The organism is uncultured Rhodoblastus sp. (assembly GCF_903903185.1).
Taxonomy (GTDB): domain Bacteria; phylum Pseudomonadota; class Alphaproteobacteria; order Rhizobiales; family Beijerinckiaceae; genus Rhodoblastus.
On sequence record NZ_CAIUXT010000078.1, the window covers coordinates 40,468 to 57,470 of the forward strand.

At 64.0% G+C, this 17,003-nt stretch carries 19 protein-coding genes and 2 pseudogenes; 13 read left to right on the top strand and 8 right to left on the bottom strand.

The features are described 5' to 3' along the window. The first annotated feature begins 44 nt into the window (after positions 1 to 44). Positions 45 to 653 carry an XRE family transcriptional regulator gene (locus QZY01_RS07510; RefSeq protein WP_294535347.1) on the top strand — a complete coding sequence of 203 codons (609 nt, stop codon included), beginning with the start codon at positions 45 to 47 and terminating at the stop codon, positions 651 to 653. Between the two features lie 105 nt (positions 654 to 758). On the opposite strand, the gene tolR is transcribed toward QZY01_RS07510, so the two are convergent. The 3 genes from tolR to QZY01_RS07525 all read right to left on the bottom strand — a co-directional run bounded on the left by tolR (position 759) and on the right by QZY01_RS07525 (position 2,819). Further along, positions 759 to 1,196, bottom strand: a complete 438-nt coding sequence (gene tolR / locus QZY01_RS07515) for a protein TolR (RefSeq protein ID WP_294535351.1) — start codon at positions 1,194 to 1,196, stop codon at positions 759 to 761. Then, positions 1,177 to 1,917 carry a MotA/TolQ/ExbB proton channel family protein gene (locus QZY01_RS07520; protein ID WP_294535353.1) on the bottom strand — a complete coding sequence of 247 codons (741 nt, stop codon included), beginning with the start codon at positions 1,915 to 1,917 and terminating at the stop codon, positions 1,177 to 1,179. The genes tolR and QZY01_RS07520 overlap by 20 nt, the downstream gene beginning before the upstream one ends. A gap of 128 nt (positions 1,918 to 2,045) precedes the next feature. Continuing rightward, on the bottom strand, positions 2,046 to 2,819 hold the full coding sequence (locus QZY01_RS07525; RefSeq protein ID WP_294535355.1) for an energy transducer TonB: 774 nt from the start codon (positions 2,817 to 2,819) through the stop codon (positions 2,046 to 2,048). A 310-nt stretch (positions 2,820 to 3,129) separates the two neighbouring features. On the opposite strand from QZY01_RS07525, the gene QZY01_RS07530 reads away from it, so the two are divergent. The 4 genes from QZY01_RS07530 (at position 3,130) to cysE (ending at position 5,538) form a co-directional block, all read left to right on the top strand. Beyond that, positions 3,130 to 3,564 (top strand): Rrf2 family transcriptional regulator, encoded by a 435-nt coding sequence (locus QZY01_RS07530; protein WP_294535357.1) that lies wholly within the window; start codon positions 3,130 to 3,132, stop codon positions 3,562 to 3,564. Positions 3,565 to 3,667: 103 nt separating this feature from the next. Then, positions 3,668 to 4,159 (top strand): heme-binding protein, encoded by a 492-nt coding sequence (locus QZY01_RS07535; protein ID WP_294535359.1) that lies wholly within the window; start codon positions 3,668 to 3,670, stop codon positions 4,157 to 4,159. 221 nt (positions 4,160 to 4,380) lie between these two features. Beyond that, the gene (locus QZY01_RS07540; RefSeq protein WP_294535362.1) at positions 4,381 to 4,644 is read left to right on the top strand and encodes a hypothetical protein; all 264 of its coding nucleotides are present in this window, start codon (positions 4,381 to 4,383) and stop codon (positions 4,642 to 4,644) included. 12 nt (positions 4,645 to 4,656) lie between these two features. Next, a complete protein-coding gene (gene cysE, locus QZY01_RS07545) occupies positions 4,657 to 5,538 on the top strand; it encodes a serine O-acetyltransferase (protein WP_294535365.1) in 882 nt (293 codons plus the stop codon). 56 nt (positions 5,539 to 5,594) lie between these two features. Here the strand turns inward: cysE and QZY01_RS07550 are convergent, their stop codons facing one another. Together QZY01_RS07550 and QZY01_RS07555 are read right to left on the bottom strand one after the other, a co-directional pair. After that, entirely contained in the window at positions 5,595 to 6,137 is a 543-nt protein-coding gene (locus QZY01_RS07550) for an Lrp/AsnC family transcriptional regulator (RefSeq protein WP_294535367.1), read from the bottom strand. Positions 6,138 to 6,319: 182 nt separating this feature from the next. Further along, positions 6,320 to 7,483, bottom strand: coding sequence for an aminotransferase (locus QZY01_RS07555; RefSeq protein WP_294535370.1), 1,164 nt, complete (start codon positions 7,481 to 7,483; stop codon positions 6,320 to 6,322). Between the two features lie 312 nt (positions 7,484 to 7,795). Here QZY01_RS07555 and QZY01_RS07560 point away from each other — a divergent pair, with 312 nt between their 5' ends. From QZY01_RS07560 to QZY01_RS07585, 6 genes and pseudogenes are all read left to right on the top strand, one after another. Further along, positions 7,796 to 8,890 carry an ABC transporter substrate-binding protein gene (locus tag QZY01_RS07560; protein WP_294535372.1) on the top strand — a complete coding sequence of 365 codons (1,095 nt, stop codon included), beginning with the start codon at positions 7,796 to 7,798 and terminating at the stop codon, positions 8,888 to 8,890. Positions 8,891 to 9,022: 132 nt separating this feature from the next. Beyond that, complete coding sequence (locus QZY01_RS07565; protein ID WP_294535433.1) at positions 9,023 to 9,952, top strand: ABC transporter permease subunit; 930 nt, start codon at positions 9,023 to 9,025, stop codon at positions 9,950 to 9,952. Beyond that, the gene (locus QZY01_RS07570; protein WP_294535375.1) at positions 9,946 to 10,740 is read left to right on the top strand and encodes an ABC transporter ATP-binding protein; all 795 of its coding nucleotides are present in this window, start codon (positions 9,946 to 9,948) and stop codon (positions 10,738 to 10,740) included. The genes QZY01_RS07565 and QZY01_RS07570 overlap by 7 nt, the downstream gene beginning before the upstream one ends. A gap of 132 nt (positions 10,741 to 10,872) precedes the next feature. After that, positions 10,873 to 11,658 carry an enoyl-CoA hydratase gene (locus QZY01_RS07575; protein ID WP_294535378.1) on the top strand — a complete coding sequence of 262 codons (786 nt, stop codon included), beginning with the start codon at positions 10,873 to 10,875 and terminating at the stop codon, positions 11,656 to 11,658. An 80-nt stretch (positions 11,659 to 11,738) separates the two neighbouring features. Next, a pseudogene (locus tag QZY01_RS07580) lies at positions 11,739 to 12,062 on the top strand (CoA-binding protein); the annotation flags it as partial. A 129-nt stretch (positions 12,063 to 12,191) separates the two neighbouring features. Next, positions 12,192 to 13,481 (top strand): annotated as a pseudogene (locus QZY01_RS07585) (O-acetylhomoserine aminocarboxypropyltransferase); the annotation flags it as partial. An 11-nt stretch (positions 13,482 to 13,492) separates the two neighbouring features. Here QZY01_RS07585 and QZY01_RS07590 read toward each other — a convergent pair. Then, positions 13,493 to 14,188 (bottom strand): VIT family protein, encoded by a 696-nt coding sequence (locus QZY01_RS07590; RefSeq protein WP_294535380.1) that lies wholly within the window; start codon positions 14,186 to 14,188, stop codon positions 13,493 to 13,495. Between the two features lie 261 nt (positions 14,189 to 14,449). Here QZY01_RS07590 and QZY01_RS07595 point away from each other — a divergent pair, with 261 nt between their 5' ends. Continuing rightward, positions 14,450 to 14,632: a CsbD family protein gene (locus QZY01_RS07595; RefSeq protein WP_294535383.1), complete on the top strand. Its 183-nt coding sequence runs from the start codon at positions 14,450 to 14,452 to the stop codon at positions 14,630 to 14,632. Positions 14,633 to 14,973: 341 nt separating this feature from the next. Next, entirely contained in the window at positions 14,974 to 15,288 is a 315-nt protein-coding gene (locus QZY01_RS07600) for a hypothetical protein (protein ID WP_294535386.1), read from the top strand. 157 nt (positions 15,289 to 15,445) lie between these two features. Here QZY01_RS07600 and QZY01_RS07605 read toward each other — a convergent pair whose 3' ends face one another. Further along, a complete protein-coding gene (locus QZY01_RS07605; RefSeq protein ID WP_294535389.1) occupies positions 15,446 to 16,015 on the bottom strand; it encodes a hypothetical protein in 570 nt (189 codons plus the stop codon). Positions 16,016 to 16,300: 285 nt separating this feature from the next. Further along, positions 16,301 to 16,951, bottom strand: coding sequence for a TetR/AcrR family transcriptional regulator (locus tag QZY01_RS07610; RefSeq protein WP_294535391.1), 651 nt, complete (start codon positions 16,949 to 16,951; stop codon positions 16,301 to 16,303). Between the last annotated feature and the right edge of the window lie 52 nt (positions 16,952 to 17,003).

Below are 17,003 nucleotides of genomic sequence, written 5' to 3' on the forward strand. Positions count from 1 at the left end.
ATATTAATTCTATATATTTTATAATATATACGGAGTTTTTGGCGATGAATGCGAAACATGTCGTGGGTCCGCCGGTGACGGAGCAGGATCTGACCCTGGTGATATCCGCCCGGCTGCGCGCGCAAATCCGGCAGGACGGCGTCACGCTCGAAAAGCTCGCCGATTTCACCGGCGCCGAACCCGAGCTGCTCACCGCCGTGGCCAACGGCGAGCGCGCGCCGAGCATTGACGTGCTGTGGAAAATCGCCAATGCGCTCGGCGTATCCTTCGGCAGCCTGATCGCCACGCCGCGGCGCGGCGGCGCCGCCATCATCCGCAAGAGCGACGCCAATGTGCTGGCTTCGAGCGAAGGCGCCTTCCGCTCGCGCGCGCTGACGGCCTTCGGTTTCAAACCGAGGGTGGAAATCTACGAACTCACCATCGCGCCGGGCCATCTCGAAAATTCCCAGGCCCATGCGCCTGGCACGTCGGAAAATATTCTGGTCGTGAGCGGCGAACTGGAGATCGTCTCCGGCCGCGAGCCCGCCTATCGGCTCTCGCCCGGCGACGCTATCCACTTCGACGCCGACGTGCCGCACTCCTATCGCAGTCTCGGCGCGCAAGAGGTCGTCGCGCATCTCGTCCTCGCCTATGAAGACATTCGCGACGCCTGACCGCTTTTTCAAAGTTCGGCTTTTTCAAATTCGGCCGCAAAAACAGGAAAAGCCGGAGGACCCCCGACCTCCGGCTTCCCTGCGCTTTTCGCCCCCCGGAGCAAATCACTTGCTCGCGGATTGCCCCGGGGCTTCCGCGACCAGCGCAACCTTGGTGAATCCGGCGCCGTTGATGAGGCCCATGACCTCCATCACCCTGCCGTAAGCGATCGTCCGGTCGCCGCGCACATGGATGCGGCGCTCCTTGTCGTTTTCGCTGTTCGACGACAGGGTCGGCAGCAGTTGATCGCTGTCGATCGCCGTCTGGTCGATGAAATAGGCGCCGGTCGAATCGATGCTGACGACGATCGGCGGCTTCTGATCGTTGAGCTGTTTGGCCTGAACCTTCGGCAGATCGACCGGAACGCCGACCGCCATCAGCGGCGCTGCGACCATGAAGACGATCAGCAGGACCAGCATCACGTCGACGAGCGGCGTCACATTGATGTCCGCCATCGGCGGAACGTCGGACCCGGAGTCCTGATTACGCAACGCGAAGGCCATTACGCTCTCCCTTCCTGGACAATTGGCGCGACAATTCGATTTCGAAAACGCCGATGAAGCTCGCGACCTTCTTGCCGTAATTGGTGATTTCGGTTCCGATGCGGTTATAGAAAATCACCGCCGGGATCGCCGCGACCAGTCCGAGCGCGGTGGCGAACAAGGCCTCGGCGATACCGGGCGCAACCACCGCAAGACTGGTGTTGTTCGACGCGGCAATGCCCTGAAACGAGGTCATGATGCCCCAGACCGTGCCGAACAGGCCGACGAAGGGCGAGACCGCGCCGATGGTCGCCAGACTCCCGAGCCGCGATTGCAGGTGGCCGATCGCCGAGGCGCTGGCGAGGTTGGCCGCGCGATGCACCCGCTCCTGCACGGCGTCGCGTTGCGCCTCGGTGGAGATCAGGTCGGACGAGCGGGTATATTCGTCGGCGGCGGCCTGGTAGACCTGCACCAGCGGATCGCTGGCTGTGGTCTGAACGAACTCGGGCGCCAGATGGGTCAGCGGAAAGTCGTTCTGGATGCTGGCGATCAGTTTGGCGGCGCGCGAATTCAGCGCCTTCAGGCGGATTTCCTTGTCGAGGATCACCGCCCAGCCCCAGGCCGAAGCCAGCACCAGCAGAGTCATCACCACTTTGACGACCGTATCGGACTGAAGAAACAAATCTACCGGGGACAGGCTATGCGCGGCGCCGGCGGCGGCGTTGACTATCTGATCGCTCATTTCGCTTCCTTGGTTTCAAAGGTTGGATTTGGGTTTCAAAAGTTGGATTTGGGTTTTGGAGGTTGGATTTGAAGTTTGAAATTGCGCTTCCTACAGGATCTGAAAGCGACCCCGGCACGACGATGACGTCACCGATAGGCGAAGCTGATCACGCCCGAGAGCGAGGCGGCGCGACCGGGCGCGTCGACCGTGCCGATTCTTCCGCCCAGCCGCGAGGCGACGGAGTCGAAGGCGGCGTTGCCTGAGGGCGAGATGCTGAACGAAGTGATATGGCCCGAGGCGTCGACCGACACCCGATAGGAAATGCGCGCCGAGCGCGGCTTCTGCGACTCCGGATAGGCATTGGCCGCCGCGCGCATCAGCCGCGCATGAATCTGGTTGGCGATCGCCGAAGGCGTGGCGCCGGGCGGAGGCGGCGCGGTGCGGACCGGCGCGGCAATGGTGGGCCGGCGTTCCGGCGCTCTGGAGACCGGCCTCGGCTCAACTTTCTCGACCGGCTTTACATGCTTGACGACCGGCTTGGGGATCGGCTTGGGTTTCGGCGGCTCGATCGGGGCGACGGCCTTCTCGACCACCGGCGGCGGCGGCGGCTCCTCGACCTGCGGCTCGGGCGGCTGCACAGCCTGCGGCTCCGGCGGCTTGGGCTCTTCGACCGGCGGCGGCGGGGCCTCCATCACCAGTTCCAGCGGCTCTTCCGGCGGCGCAGCCTGCGGCTGGACCTGATAATTCAGCGCGGCGGCCAGGATCAGCGCATAGACGCCGATCGCGACGGCTTCCGCGAAATAGTGCTGGCGGGCGCTTTTGAGCGTCAACAGATTCTGGGCGCCGGCGAGCGCCGCAAGAACGCCTTGTTCGGATGGAGCGGAATCGACCAGATCTGCTGGCGCGAAAGCTGAAGTCATCGCTGGGCCTATCGTTAAGACTGACGTGTCAATACTCTATATATTCGATAGGATTTAAAGGCAAGGTTTTTTGCCGGCGGTTTTCCGGCGGCTTGGCTGAATGGGGCAGAATGCCCGGCATTTGGCGCGCAAAAAGCGCTCCCTTGACAAAAAATCCGCAAAACATGGCAAAATTTTCCAACTTCACAGGAAAATTTGGAAAAACCGGCGGCCCGCCGCTACACTCCGGCGCGAATGTCCTGTAAACAGGCTCCACACCTTGCGGGCGCGGAGACTCGGCGCAAACCCGCCAACCCCTATCTGGAATCTCATGTTATCGAATAAAGCGAAATATGGGCTGAAGGCGCTGATCCATCTCGCCGGCCATGAGGGCGTCAGCCTCGCAGCGACGATCGCCGAGGACAACACGATTCCGCGCAAATTTCTCGACGCGATCCTGCTCGAACTGACCAAGGCGGGCATTCTCGCCAGCAAGAAGGGCAAGGGCGGCGGCTACCAGCTGGCGCGTCCGGCCGACGCCATCACCGCCGGCCAGATCATCCGCATTCTCGACGGACCGCTCGCGCCGATCGCCTGCGCCAGCCGCACGGCCTACCGTCCCTGTGCAGACTGTCCGGACGAAAACGCCTGCGCGGTGCGCGACATCATGCTCGACGTGCGCGATTCGATCGCGCTGATTCTCGACCGCACCTCCATCGCCGCGATGCGGGCGCGCACCCAGAGGGGCGACACGCCCCTCCGCTGAGCGCGGCGGTCATTTTTCGATAATTCCTATCTTTATTATATTTTTATCCCTTTTATAATGCGCGCCGGAGCCCAAAGGCTTTTCCTTGTGAAGGACGGCGCGAATGAAACCCAGCACCCGCTTTTTCGCCCTCGCCGCGCTGGCGACGGCCTATGCCCTGCCCGCCGCGGCCGAACTTCCCGCCCGGAAATTCCTGCCGGCGTCGCTGGCGGCGACCATCGCCCAGACCGCCTATGAGACCTGTGCGCAGCAGGGCTACCATGTCTCCGTCCACGTGGTCGGGAGCGAAGGCCAGTCCATCGCCTCCTTGCGCGGCGACGGGACTCCGCCCCACACTTTCGAGAACAGCCTGCGCAAGGCCTATACTTCGCGCACCTTCAGCGCGCCTTCCGGCGAATTCGCGCAACGGGTGAAAGACAACCCGACCACCGGCGCGGTGCATCTGGCCGGCGTCATCGCGGCGCAGGGCGCGCTGCCGATCCGAATTGGCGACGAAGTGATCGGCGCGGTCGGCGTTTCCGGCGCGCCGGGCGGCGACAAGGACGAGGCCTGCGCCAGGGCCGGGATCGACAAGGTCGCCAACCTGCTCAACTGACCCGTTCAGGGACGGCCGAATTGTCGGGCGTCCCATTTGGGGCGGGTGCTGGGACTGGGCTCCTTCGGTCGGGCCCAGGCTTTCTTGTCTTGCGCCGAAAGGCAAATTCGCCGAAGCTTTTAGTTGACTATTTCAATAGACAATATATTTCTCTCTCCGGCTAAAACATTTGCCTCCAAAAAAGGGAACGGCCCCGGACAAAGGGCGCCGCGAAGCGGACCATGGCCCACGCCTACATCATTCAGATCGCCGGACGAACCGCCGGCATCGTGGCCCGCGACCACGCGGGGCAGGCTTTCCATTTCTTCGCCTCGCAACAGCTGTTCCAGCCACTCGAAGGCGTCGCCTTTGCCGGGCCGCATTTTGCCGAACGCGCGGCGCGTGAAATTCAGAAGCGGGGTTTTTTCAGCCTGACCGGAGAGGCGGACCCGTCCGGCGCCGCCGAACAAACCGACCGCAACCGTTCCGCCGCGCGCGGCTTTTGAGGGGCGCCTCGAATGTCGTCGAAACCCCGCCATCTCACCTTGATCGCCGCCACGCGAAAATCGGCGGGCGACCTCCATCCGAATCTTGGAAAAGATCCGCTCTGGCGAAAATTGCGCGAAGAGGCCGAGGATTCCTTCGCGCGCGAGCCCAATCTCGCCCGGCTTCTGCGCGCGACGATTCTCGAGCGCGACAGTCTCGAGGACGCCATCGTCCATCGGGTCGCCGGGCGACTGGCCAACGATCACGTCTCAGCCGCACAGATCGTCGCCGTTTTCGAGCGCGCGCTGGCGAGGGACCCGGAAATCGTGGCGGGATTTCGCGCCGACATCGCCGCCGTCATCGACCGCGACCCGGCCTGCGACCGTTTCATCGAGCCCTTCCTCTATTTCAAGGGCTATCACGCGATCCAGACCCATAGACTGGCGCATTTTCTATGGCGCGAACAAAGGACCGACTTGGCGCTTTATCTGCAAAGCCGGTCGTCGGACCTGTTCCAGACCGACATTCATCCGGCGGCGCGCATCGGCAAGGGCGTGTTTCTCGACCACGCCACCGGCTTTGTCGTCGGCGCCACCGCCACCATCGACGACGATGTGTCGATTCTGCAGAATGTCACGCTCGGCGGCACAGGCAAGGAAACCGGCGACCGCCATCCGAAGGTGCGGCGCGGCGTGATGATCGGCGCCGGCGCCAAAATCCTCGGCAATATCGAGATCGGAGAATTTTCGCGCGTCGCGGCGGGATCGGTGGTGCTGCAACGGGTTCCCGCCCATACCACGGTGGCCGGCGTCCCGGCGAAAGTCGTCAGCGCCGCGCAAAAGAACGAACCCTATCGCGACATGGACCAGATTCTGGGCCAGCTCGCCTATGATTCATTCACCTATTCGATTTAGCGGGCGTTTTTTCAAAAAAACCGCCGCGCCGCCGGCGTCGGCGCGCCGCGGGCAAATCAGAGCGTACGCAGGGCGACGACCCGCCGAGGCGCCGCCCCGCGTTCGCCGCTAAAACCTTTGCTGGAATTATCCTCCTCCGCGCGGGAGAGGCCGAGCGGCAACGCCGTGGTCGACTTGATCTTCTGCAACACGAAATGCGAGGAGACGCTGCGGAGCGGCACGATGGCGGTCAGCCGCTTGTAGAAGGCGTCATAGGCGGCGATGTCGGGCGCGACCACGCGCAGCACATAGTCGATCTCCCCGGCCAGCCGGCTGAACTCCATCACTTCCGGCATGGCGGAGACGGCGCGCACGAAACTTTCGAGCGAATCCGCCGAATGGTCTCCGGCCTGGATGGCGATATGCACGCTCAGGCCAATGCCAACCTTTTGCGGCGCGACAATCGCCACGCGCTTCTGCACCACGCCCGTCGCTTCGAGCTTTTGAATCCGCTTCCAGCACGGGGTCGGCGAGAGCCCGACGCGCCCGGCGATGTCGGCCACAGTCGCGGAAGCATCCTCTTGAAGGATTTGGAGAATATGCAGATCGATCCGGTCCATCAATGGCTTCCCTGGGCTTCCCTGTCGGCGCCGCCCCCGGCGGGACGAAATCCCGCTGGAGCGGCGAGCGTCCAATTTAGTCTATAAATTAAATCAACTATGTCAAATGACTTTTGCCGTTTTTGCAGAATTTTTTTCTCCCGCTTGTTTTGCAACAGCGCGCGCCGATCTCCTTCAGCCGCTCAAAATCCGCCCCGGTCGCGCCAGGCGGCGAGCCGCGCCGTCGCCTGTTCCAAAGTCGGCCGGGTCTTGGCGAAGCAGAAGCGGATATAGCCTTGCAGATCGCGCCCCGAGAAAAAGGCCGACAGCGGCACGGCGGCGACGCCGGCTTCGACGGTCATGCGGCGGCAGAAGGCGAGGTCGTCGCCGTCCTTGTCGAGGAGGCCCGTTTTGGCGATGGTGAAATAGGCCCCGGACGCCGGCCGCGCCTCGAAGCCAAGGCCGCGCAAGCTGGCGACAAGAAAATCGCGGCGCGCTTCGAGCGTGGTTTTGAGCCCCGAGAAATAGGCGTCGGGCATCCCGAGCCCGAAGGCGACCGCCGTCTGCAGCGCGGGCGGCGTGGTGAAAGTAATGAATTGATGCGCGCGGGCGATTGGGGTCAGAAGCTCGGCCTGCGCCATGACATAGCCGATTTTCCACCCCGTCACCGAAAAGGTCTTGCCCGCCGAGCCGATCCGCACGACCCGATCGCGCACGTCGGCAAAAGCGAACAGGCTGAGATGGCTGACCCCATCGAACACCAGATGTTCATAGACTTCGTCGCAGACCGCGACGAGGTCATGAGCCAGCAGGCAGTCCGCCAGAAACCGCAATTCGGCGGCGTCGAAAACCTTGCCGATCGGATTCATCGGGGTGTTGACGACGATGGCTTTGGTGCGCGGCGTGATCGCCGCGCGAATTTGCTCGCGCGGCAATCGCCATTCGGGCGGCTCCAGCCGCACCGCCACCGGAATCGCGCCGGCGCGGCGGATGATTGGCCCATAGCTGTCGTAGACCGGCTCGAACAGGATTACCTCGTCGCCGGGATCGAGCAGCCCGAGAAACGCGTCGCATAAAGCCTCGGTGGCGCCGGATGTGACCAGAATTTCCCGCTCCCAGTCGGCCTCGATGGCGAAAAAGCGCTTCGCGTTTTCGGCGATCGCCCGCCGCAGCGCCGGCAGGCCCATCATCGACGGATATTGATGCGGCCCATTTTGCAAAGCCGCGACGCCCGCTTCGATCAACTCCGCCGGCTCCAGACCCTCGGGAAACCCCTGGCCCAGATTGATCGCGGCATGCGCCTCGGCAAGGCGCGACATGATTTCGAAAATCGTGGTTTCGCAGGCGGCGAAAACTTTGTTGGCCATATCGGAGACTCATGGTTTCAGGCTGTGAGCGATCCTGAAGCCTTTCATCAAAGGCTTCAACCGCCGGCAACGAAGGGCCGGCCAAAGAAGCTCGCGGCTCTATCGCATCGATCCAGAGGCTCAGCTAGCAAAATTATCTTGTCTACAGAATTAATCAACTATATGATTATTGCATTGCAGCGAAGGTGCGCCGCCCAGGCGGTTCAACGCGGCATCGAATTCGACGGCAAACCGGCAAGCCAGATTCAGCGGCGCCAAGATCGGCAGCGCAAGGCTGCGCCTGAACGCCTCGACGGCAAAAGGAACAGTACAATGACGGACAGGGACCCCTCCCAAAACCCAGGTTCGCGCCGCGCCTTTCTTGCCGGCGCCGCCGCTCTCGGCGTCGCCGCGCCGATCGGCCTCGCCGCAGGACGCGTTTTCGCCACCCCGCGCATCGCTGCGCCACCCGCGCCGAACCTGCCGATCTGCCGGGCCGCCGTCACCGACGCGGCCGCCGCCGCCGGCCCGCTGAAAAAAATCACCTTCGCCTGGAACGCCGGCGCTCCCTGCCTCGTCGGCGTCACCGTCGCCAAGGAAAAGGGCTTTTTCGCCAAGCACGGTCTGGACGTCGATCTGATCAATTATTCCGGATCGACCGACCAATTGCTGGAAACGCTGGCGACCGGCAAGGCCGACGCCGCCGCCGGCATGGCCTTGCGTTGGCTCAAGCCTTTGGAGCAAGGTTTCGACGTCAAGATCGTCTCCAGCACCCATGGCGGCTGCCTGCGCCTGCTGGTTCCCTCCAATGCCAATTTTTCGAGCCTCGCCGATCTCAAGGGCAAGACCATTGCCGTCAGCGACATGAATTCGCCCGGCAAGAATTTCTTCTCGATCCGGCTCAAAAAGGCCGGACTGGATCCCAACAGCGACGTCGAATTCAAACAGTTTCCTGGTCCGCTGCTGCGCGCGGCGGTGGAAAAGGGCGAAGCCCAGGCCCTCGCGGACAATGACCCGAACACGTTCACCTGGCAGAAGGACGGGGCCTTCAAGGAACTCTCTTCCAACCTCTCCGACGAATATGCCCGGCGCGTCTGCTGCATCGTCGGCGTGCGCGGCAGCCTGATCCGGGAAAATCGCCCGGTCGCCGCCAGCATCGCCCTCGCCCTGCTCGAAGCCTCGGAATTCGCCGCGCTTAATCCGGCCGAGGCGGCGGCGACCTATGTTCCTTACGCGCCCGGCAAGATCGAACTCGCCGATCTGGTCACGCTGGCGAAATACCATACCCATCATCACCATCCGACCGGCGCCGCCCTCAAGAAGGAGCTGGCGCTCTACGCCGATGAGCTGAAACTCATTTCGATCTTCAAGCCCACGACCGACGTCGCCAAATACGCCGAGCGCATTTACGCCGATGTATTGAGCTGAGGACGGCAAGCCGTGACCTCGGTTTCTCCCGCGACGGAGCGCCTGTCGTCGCAAGCGGCGGAGCGACAGCCGGCGCAAGACGACGCAGGGCGCGCGGGCGCCCCGGCGAGGGGTTGGGTCTCGGACTCCGTCTTGTCGGTCCTGGCGGGGTCGAGCTGGCTGCTGTTCGCCTTCATCACCCTGCATTGGCCCGATCTCAACGATTGGGGACGCGGAAGCGAATTCAGCCATGCCGCGATCCTGTTCGGCGCCGCCCTGATCCTGGCCGCCGGACTTGGCGCGGTCTCGGAGCGCGGCGCGGCGCGCTTGCGCCGGTCCACGCCCTGGCTCTTGGCGCTCGGCCTGTTCTTTTCGCTCTGGCAGGCGGCGACGGCCAAATTCGGGTTGCTGCCGCAACCTTTCTTTCCGCCGCCGCACGCCATTCTCGAAGTCTTCCTCGACGATTACCCCAAGCTCGTCGAAAGCGTCATCGCCTCGATCAAGCTGGAGCTGTTCGGCTTTTCCCTCGGCGCTTGCGCCGGGTTCGTCGTCGGCGTGCTGCTCGGATGGTCTCGCGGCTTCGGCTATTGGGCGCATCCGATCATGCGCTTCATCGGCCCGCTGCCCTCGATCGCCTGGCTGCCGATCGCCTTTTTCGCCTTTCCGTCGAGCTGGAGCGCCTCAATCTTCCTGATCGCCCTGACGACTGGTTTTCCGGTGGCGGTGCTGACCTGGTCCGGCGTGGCGAGCGTCAATTCCGCCTATTACGATGTCGCGCGCACGCTCGGAGCCAGCCCGGCCTTTCTGGTGTTCAAGGTCGCCATCCCCGCAGCCCTGCCGCAGGTCTTCGTCGGCCTGTTCATGGGGCTGGGCGCCTCCTTCGCCGTTCTGGTCACGGCGGAAATGATGGGCGTCAAGGCGGGTCTCGGCTTCTACCTGCAATGGGCGCAGGGCTGGGCCTCCTATGCCAACATGTATGCGGCGCTGATCGTCATGTCGGTGATGTGTTCGAGCATGATCACTCTGCTGTTCAAGGCGCGCGACCGCGTGCTCTCGTACAAGAAGGCCGAAGTGCAATGGTGAGGGCGGCGCGCGCAGCGCTCGACCCTGGCGGGCCGGGAAGCGAGATAACGCTGCGCGATGTCAGCCACCGCTTCGACCTCGACGGCGCGCCGTTGCCGGTGCTCGACCATATCGACCTGCACGTGGCGCGCGGCGAATTCGTCGCCTTGCTCGGCCCCTCGGGCTGCGGCAAGTCCACTTTGCTGCGCCTTGTCGCCGGATTGGAAAAACCGTCGAGCGGCGAGATTTTCGCCGACGGCGCGCCCATCGCCGGCCCGCATCCCTCGCGCGTCGTGGTGTTTCAGGACCCGACCCTGTTTCCATGGCGCCATGTGTTCGACAATGTCGCGCTCGGGCTCGAAGCGCAGGGCTTGTTGAAAAGCCGGCGCGGGCGGGTAGATCAAACCTTGCGCCTGGTTGGCCTCGACAATTTCGCCAAGGCTTTTCCGCATCAGCTCTCGGGCGGCATGTCGCAGCGCGTCGCCCTCGCCCGCGCGCTGGTCAACGATCCGGCAGTGCTGATCCTCGATGAGCCGCTGGGCAAGCTCGATTCCCTGACCCGCATGACGATGCAGGGCGAGATCGTCAATCTCTGGCGGCGCGCCGGCTTCACCGTGCTTCTGGTCACCCACGACATCGAGGAAGCCCTGCTGATGGCGACGCGGCTGATCGTGCTGAGCGACCGCCCCGCCATGGTGAAGGCCGATATCAGGGTGGACAAGCCCTACCCCCGTCATCGCGGCGATCCGGACCTCGTGTCGAGGCGGCGCGAGATTCTCGGGCTGCTCGGGCTTGAAGCCTCCTGGTGAAAGTTCGCGCCGGACGAATATCCTGGTTGTGGCAAAGTACCTCCCATCGCCGCCGAACAACTGGCCAATTCGCAACGCTTCGATCAAACTGGCGTCTGCGGAAGCCTTGACGCGCGAACAGGAGCGAAATCCATGACCGAGCCCCCCTTCGTGCTGCGCGACGACGACGAGGGCGTCGCCACCTTGACCCTCAACCGCCCGCAAACGCGCAACAGCCTGTCGCTCGGCATGTTGCGGGCGCTTGGCGCGGCGCTGGCCGGGATCGCCGCCGACGACACCATTCGCGTGGTCATTCTCGCAGGCGCCGGCCCGGCCTTCTGCGCCGGCCACGATCTGAAGGAACTGCGCGCCAGCGGCTATGACCCCGCCTATGTCGAAACTCTGTTCGCCGCATGCGCCGAGGTCATGCTGGCCCTCGTTGGCCTGCCCAAGCCGGTGATCGCGCGGGTTCACGGCGTCGCCACCGCCGCCGGGGCGCAGCTGGTCGCCAGCGCCGACCTCGCCTTCGCAACCGAAGACGCCCGCTTCGCCACGCCGGGAGTCAATATCGGCCTGTTCTGCTCGACGCCGATGGTCGCGCTGTCGCGCAATGTCGCGCCCAAACAGGCGATGCAGATGCTGCTGTCAGGCGATCCGATCGACGCCGAAACGGCGCTGCGTTTCGGCCTGATCAATGAAATCGCGCCCCCTCACGAACTGGAAGAACGCGCGCTGGCATTCGCCCGCAAACTGGCGTCGAAATCGCCGCTGACGCTGGCGCTCGGCAAGCAGGCCTTCTATCGTCAGGCCGAACTGCCGCCTGGCGAAGCCTATGCCTATGCGAGCAAGGTGATGGCGAAAAACCTCCAGGCCGAGGATGCGCGGGAAGGCATCGACGCTTTCCTTAACAAGCGCCAGCCGGTCTGGCGCGGGCGCTGAACATGGCCGAAATACCGACACAACGGACCTATCCCGACGCGCTGATCGCGCGGATCTTGCGGACGGTCAACACCATCGCCATGGTCGGCGCCAGCACCAACTGGAATCGCCCCAGCTTTTTCGTGATGAAATATCTTCAGGGCAAGGGCTATCGCGTCATTCCGGTCAATCCGGGAGCGGCGGGACAGGTTCTGCTCGGCGAAACCGTGCGCGCCAGCCTGTCGGAAATTGCCGAACCCTTGGACATGGTGCAGATTTTTCGCAAATCCGAGGCGGTGGCGCCGATTGTCGACGAGGCCATCGCGCTGCGCATTCCGGTGGTGTGGATGCAGCTCGGCGTGCGCAGCGACGCGGCGGCGGCCAAGGCCGAGGCGGCGGGACTGACGGTAATCATGGACCGCTGTCCGAAAATCGAATTCGGACGCCTCGGCGGCGAATTGTCGTGGTCCGGCGTCAATTCGCAAATCGTCTCGGCAAAACGCCGGCAGGCGCCCCGTCCGCCAGCCAGAAAGCGCGGCGACGACGAGCGCCCGCGCGAAAATCCCGCCTTCGGCTTCGAGACCCGCTCGGTCCATGCCGGCGCCGCGCCCGACCCGGTCACCGGCGCGCGCATCACGCCGATCTTCCAGACGGCTTCCTATGTGTTCGACGACGCCGATCAGGCCGCCTCGCTGTTCAACCTGCACAGCTTCGGCCATGTCTACAGCCGGCTGTCCAATCCGACCGTCGCGGTGCTCGAGGAGCGCGTCGCCAATCTGGAGGGCGGACGCGCGGGCGTCGCCGCCGCTTCCGGCCACGCCGCGCAATTCTTGACCTTCTTCACGCTATTGGAGCCCGGCGACGATTTTCTTGCCTCGCGCAATCTCTACGGCGGCACGCTGACGCAATTCGGGCTGAGTTTCAAACGTCTCGGCTGGCATTGCGCTTTCGTCGATCCCTCCGATCCGGACAATTTCCGCAAGGCGCTGACGCCGAGGACCAAGGCGATCTTTGTCGAGAGCCTCGCCAACCCGGGCGGGATCGTCGTCGATCTCGAAGCCGTGGCCAAAGTCGCCCATGAGGCGGGCATTCCACTCGTCGTCGATAATACTCTGGCGACGCCTTATCTGTGCCAGCCGATCGGCTGGGGCGCCGACATCGTCTGCCACTCGACGACAAAATTTCTTGCCGGACACGGCAATTCGCTCGGCGGCGTGGTGGTGGAATCGGGCAAATTCGACTGGGCGCGGTCGGGCAAATTCCCGTCGATGACCGAGCCGGAGCCGGCCTATCACGGCTTGAGCTTTCACGAGACTTTTGGGGACTTCGGCTTCACCACCAAGGCCCGCGCCGTGGCGCTGCGCGATTTCGGTCCCGCGCTCGCGCCGATGAACGCCTTCCTGACCCTGACCGGAATCGAAACCCTGGCCCTGCGCATGGAGCGCCATGTCGCCAATGCCAGCAAGGTGGCGCAATTTCTCGCCGACCACCCGAAAGTCGCCTGGGTTTCCTATGCCGGCCTTCGGTCGAGCCCCTGGCATGAACTGGCGCGCAAATATCTGCCGAAAGGGCCGGGAGCGGTGTTCACCTTCGGCGTCAAGGGCGGCTATGAGGCCGGCCTGAAAGTGGTCGAGCGGGTGAACCTGTTTTCCCATCTCGCCAATATCGGCGACACCCGCAGCCTGATTCTGCATCCGGCCAGCACGACGCACCGGCAATTGACCGACGAGCAAAGGCTGGCGGCGGGCGCCGGACCCGACGTGGTGCGGCTATCGGTCGGCCTGGAAACCGTCGAAGACCTGATGAGGGACCTCGACCAGGCCTTGCGCTTCGGCGCCGCTTGAACATCCGGGCGTTAGACAACGGTCCCGAAAAAGGCCCCGACGCCGGCCGTCACCGCCATCGCCAGCGCTCCCCAGAAGGTGACGCGAAATGCCCCGGCGGCCACTTTCGCGCCGCCCGCGCGCGCCGCCAACGCGCCGAGCACGGCAAGGCAGACCAGAGACGCGCCGGTCACGAGGCCAATCGTCCAGACGTCCGGCGACAGCGCGGCGACGAACAGCGGCATCGCCGCTCCTGCGGCGAAGGCCGCCGCCGAAGACAGCGCCGCCTGAATCGGCCGCGCCTTGAGCGTTTCGGAGATGCCAAGCTCATCGCGTGCGTGGGCGCCGACCGCGTCATGCGCCATCAATTGTTCGGCGACGGCCTTGGCGAGGTCCGGATCAAGTCCGCGTTCGACATAGATCGCCGCGAGTTCGCGGTGCTCGCCCTTGCTGTCGGCCTCGATCTCTCGACGCTCGCGTTCGATGTCGGCATTTTCGGCGTCGGCCTGCGAATTGACCGACACATATTCTCCGGCCGCCATCGACATCGACCCGGCGACGAGGCCCGCGACGCCGGCGACCAGAATAGCGTCATGCGTTCCATGCGCTGCCGCAACGCCCAGCACCAGACTGGCGGTCGAAAGCAGGCCGTCGTTGGCGCCCAGCACCGCCGCGCGCAGCCAGCCGATATTTGCCGTCCGGTGCCGTTCCCTGTGCTGTGCGCGCATTTTCGATGTTTCCCCTTGGCTTGCGGTCGGCGCGGCACGAATGGCCCCGGCGCGTCCGCCGCAGCTTGTACGCCTAACACGGGCGGGAGCAAATGAACGTCTCAAGGCGGCTTTTTCGCCGTGAGTACATTCCGATTCTGCCCCGCAGCGCGCCGCTCGATTTAGATGGCGTTACGACAGGGGTGCGTCGCCGACGAAAATCCAGTCGCGGGCCAGACGCATTTTTTCTTGCGCAAACATCGACAAACAGGAGCAATCGACATGAACAAGGATCGTATCGCCGGCGCCGCCAAACAGGCTGCGGGCGCCATCGAGGAAGCCGCCGGCAAGACCCTTGGCGACGCCAAGCTTGTCGTCGAAGGCAAGAACAAGAAAGCCGAAGGCAAGATTCAGAACGCCGTCGGCGGCGCCAGGGACGTGCTGGAAGAAGCTTCGAAGTCTTAAATTCCAAGAAAACTACGGCCCTGGCGCCGTCAGGCTGTTCAAAGCAAAAGGCAGCCGGCTTTCGGACCGGATCAGCGCCGGCAAGGACTCGTTGAAGGCGCTTCCCGCGTTCAAATACGCGATCTGAACCCCTTTCGCGAGGCAGGGGCGGCGGCCTTGACAGTTGTCGCCGCCGCCGGCCCCGCGTCGGGCTTTTCGTCGCCGCCAGCGCCTTTGGCCGGAAACTTGTCCTGCTGGCTTTGTCGTTCGTCGGCGGTTCGAATCTCGTCCAGCCCGGCGCGCGCCGACAGGGCGGCTTGCGCGCCTGCCAAAAATGGCGACCCTTTTCACAGGAGAACGATATGAGCGACAATATTGCAGGCGCCAGAGCGGACATTGGCGCGGATCTGAACGCGTTGCGGCGCGACATCGCGCATCTGGCCGACGCCATGCGCGGCCTCGTCGAAGCTCAGACCCAGGCGGCCGGCGTTCACCTGACCGGCGCCATGGGGGACGCCAAAAGCAAGGTCTCGCAAGCGGCCGGCGAGGCACGGAGCAGCCTGCGGGGGGCAAGCGCGGAGTTCGAAGCGAGCATCGATCGACATCCATTGACGGCGGTGCTGATCGCCCTGGGCGTTGGATGGTCGATCGGCGCGATCGGCAGATCGCGCGGCTGAGCGGCGCGGCCCGCCAACCCGCATAATCGGCAAAACGCGACCACCCCGGCGCTGGCCGATCGGCGCACGCGCCTCGTTGTCGAGATGGACTTTGGTTTTCAGTGAGTCCGGCGGGCCATCGCCGGGCCCCAAACCGGATCTCCCGCAGGATTAAAACTCACTCCCGAACCAGCCGGAACGATTTCCCGCCGCCGGTGAAAACCAGATTCCACAGGGCGTCGCGGCCGACCACGCCCGCAACCTCCTGAAAGGCGAAAAGCGGAATCAGCATGACGAAGAAGATCGCGGCGTAGGTCAGTAGTCCGGGCCAGATCCCGCCGCCGAAATCCGCGACCGACGTCGATAACGGGAGATGCTGGAACCAGGCCCGGATCGCTTCTTCCGCAATATGAAACAAGATCAAAATGATGGCGAAAAGCAGCGACTTGCCAAGCACGATCCAGACGAGAGGCTGGTTTTTCAGCCTTTTTCCCAAATCGAACGCCTGGAATATCAAGATTACCTTGCCGAAAACCAGCGCGTTTACGATGGCGAAGCTGTGGTTCCAGACGCTGATGCCGTTTTCATGCAAAAGCAAGCGCTTGTAGGTCGAGAAAAGAACGAAAAGCACCCAGAGGTAAGCGGTGATGAGAGCGAATTTTTTCAGTTCGCTCACAACGCGTTCCGACAAACTCTCGGTCTTGGCCGCGGTGACGCTTGCCCCCGCCGCCTTTTCAGTGTCCTGCATCTGCGTTCTCCCACCCATTCGTCGATAATCCCATTCGCCGGTCAAGCGCGCAAATTAGCCCTTCCTGTCAAGTGAAAAACGCATCCCGGGTCGAGCTGAGCGGCTCATGCCCTTGGCTCCGCCAAAGTCTCGGCGGCGCGATTCCGGGTGACCGACTGGAGGCTGGCGGCGAAATCTCGAACCTCCGCCGCGCATGCGTCGAAACCAAAGAGGCAGCGACCGCCCGCCGCCGCAACCCGACGCGGACGAAACGGGCCAGGCGAGCGAGGACGGCGGCGCTCGTCCTCAAGGGGAGGTTCCGGAAATCCCGGGCGGCGCCATGCTCGACGTCAGCACGCGCGCGATGAAGGCGCGACGGGCGGCGTCGTCGTCCGGCAGACGAATGAGCGCGTCAATGGCCAGACTGGCGAGGCCATGCACAAGCGACCACATGCCGGCGGCGACCGGCGGCGGCGCCGCCGCTTCAGCGTCATCCGGGCAGGCGAAACCCTCCGCGCGCGCCACGGCGACGCAGCGCGCGAAAGCCGCCTCCCCGGCGGCGATCAGCCCGGGAAAACGGTCGCAGGGCTGCAATTGCGCACTGAACATCAGCCGGTATAATGAGGGATTGGCCAGCGCGAACAGGACATAGGCGACGCCCGTGGAGACAGGCGGCGTTTCGCCCTCCGCCGGAACGGCTTCGTCGAGAGCTTGCGTCAGATCGAGAAAGCCCTGTTCGGCGATCGCCGCCAGCAGCTCGTCCTTGCTGGCGAAATGCCGATAAGGCGCCATATGCGACACGCCGCTGGCGCGCGCGGCGGCGCGCAGGCTCAGGCCCGCGAGACCATCGCTCTCCAGCATTTTGCGCGCGGCCGCCGTCAGGCGGCTTTTCAGGCCGGTCGCCGCGTCGCGCTGCGGCGCGGCGGCGCCTTTCTGGGTCTGCGGCAGAGGAGCCAAACCAAATATCCCGAGCGCCCGTTGACGGTGTAAACAGTGGAGCGTATACAGC

Bases quoted from the DNA above. Each gene is read 5' to 3' on its own strand.
- tolR (WP_294535351.1), bottom strand. From the start codon at position 1,196: ATGGCCTTCGCGTTGCGTAATCAGGACTCCGGGTCCGACGTTCCGCCG.
- QZY01_RS07600 (WP_294535386.1), top strand. From the start codon at position 14,974: ATGAGCGACAATATTGCAGGCGCCAGAGCGGACATTGGCGCGGATCTG.
- QZY01_RS07570 (WP_294535375.1), top strand. From the start codon at position 9,946: ATGGTGAGGGCGGCGCGCGCAGCGCTCGACCCTGGCGGGCCGGGAAGC.
- QZY01_RS07595 (WP_294535383.1), top strand. From the start codon at position 14,450: ATGAACAAGGATCGTATCGCCGGCGCCGCCAAACAGGCTGCGGGCGCC.
- QZY01_RS07535 (WP_294535359.1), top strand. From the start codon at position 3,668: ATGAAACCCAGCACCCGCTTTTTCGCCCTCGCCGCGCTGGCGACGGCC.
- QZY01_RS07540 (WP_294535362.1), top strand. From the start codon at position 4,381: ATGGCCCACGCCTACATCATTCAGATCGCCGGACGAACCGCCGGCATC.
- QZY01_RS07510 (WP_294535347.1), top strand. From the start codon at position 45: ATGAATGCGAAACATGTCGTGGGTCCGCCGGTGACGGAGCAGGATCTG.
- QZY01_RS07520 (WP_294535353.1), bottom strand. From the start codon at position 1,917: ATGAGCGATCAGATAGTCAACGCCGCCGCCGGCGCCGCGCATAGCCTG.
- QZY01_RS07575 (WP_294535378.1), top strand. From the start codon at position 10,873: ATGACCGAGCCCCCCTTCGTGCTGCGCGACGACGACGAGGGCGTCGCC.
- cysE (WP_294535365.1), top strand. From the start codon at position 4,657: ATGTCGTCGAAACCCCGCCATCTCACCTTGATCGCCGCCACGCGAAAA.
- QZY01_RS07525 (WP_294535355.1), bottom strand. From the start codon at position 2,819: ATGACTTCAGCTTTCGCGCCAGCAGATCTGGTCGATTCCGCTCCATCC.
- QZY01_RS07555 (WP_294535370.1), bottom strand. From the start codon at position 7,483: ATGGCCAACAAAGTTTTCGCCGCCTGCGAAACCACGATTTTCGAAATC.
- QZY01_RS07605 (WP_294535389.1), bottom strand. From the start codon at position 16,015: ATGCAGGACACTGAAAAGGCGGCGGGGGCAAGCGTCACCGCGGCCAAG.
- QZY01_RS07560 (WP_294535372.1), top strand. From the start codon at position 7,796: ATGACGGACAGGGACCCCTCCCAAAACCCAGGTTCGCGCCGCGCCTTT.
- QZY01_RS07590 (WP_294535380.1), bottom strand. From the start codon at position 14,188: ATGCGCGCACAGCACAGGGAACGGCACCGGACGGCAAATATCGGCTGG.
- QZY01_RS07530 (WP_294535357.1), top strand. From the start codon at position 3,130: ATGTTATCGAATAAAGCGAAATATGGGCTGAAGGCGCTGATCCATCTC.
- QZY01_RS07550 (WP_294535367.1), bottom strand. From the start codon at position 6,137: ATGGACCGGATCGATCTGCATATTCTCCAAATCCTTCAAGAGGATGCT.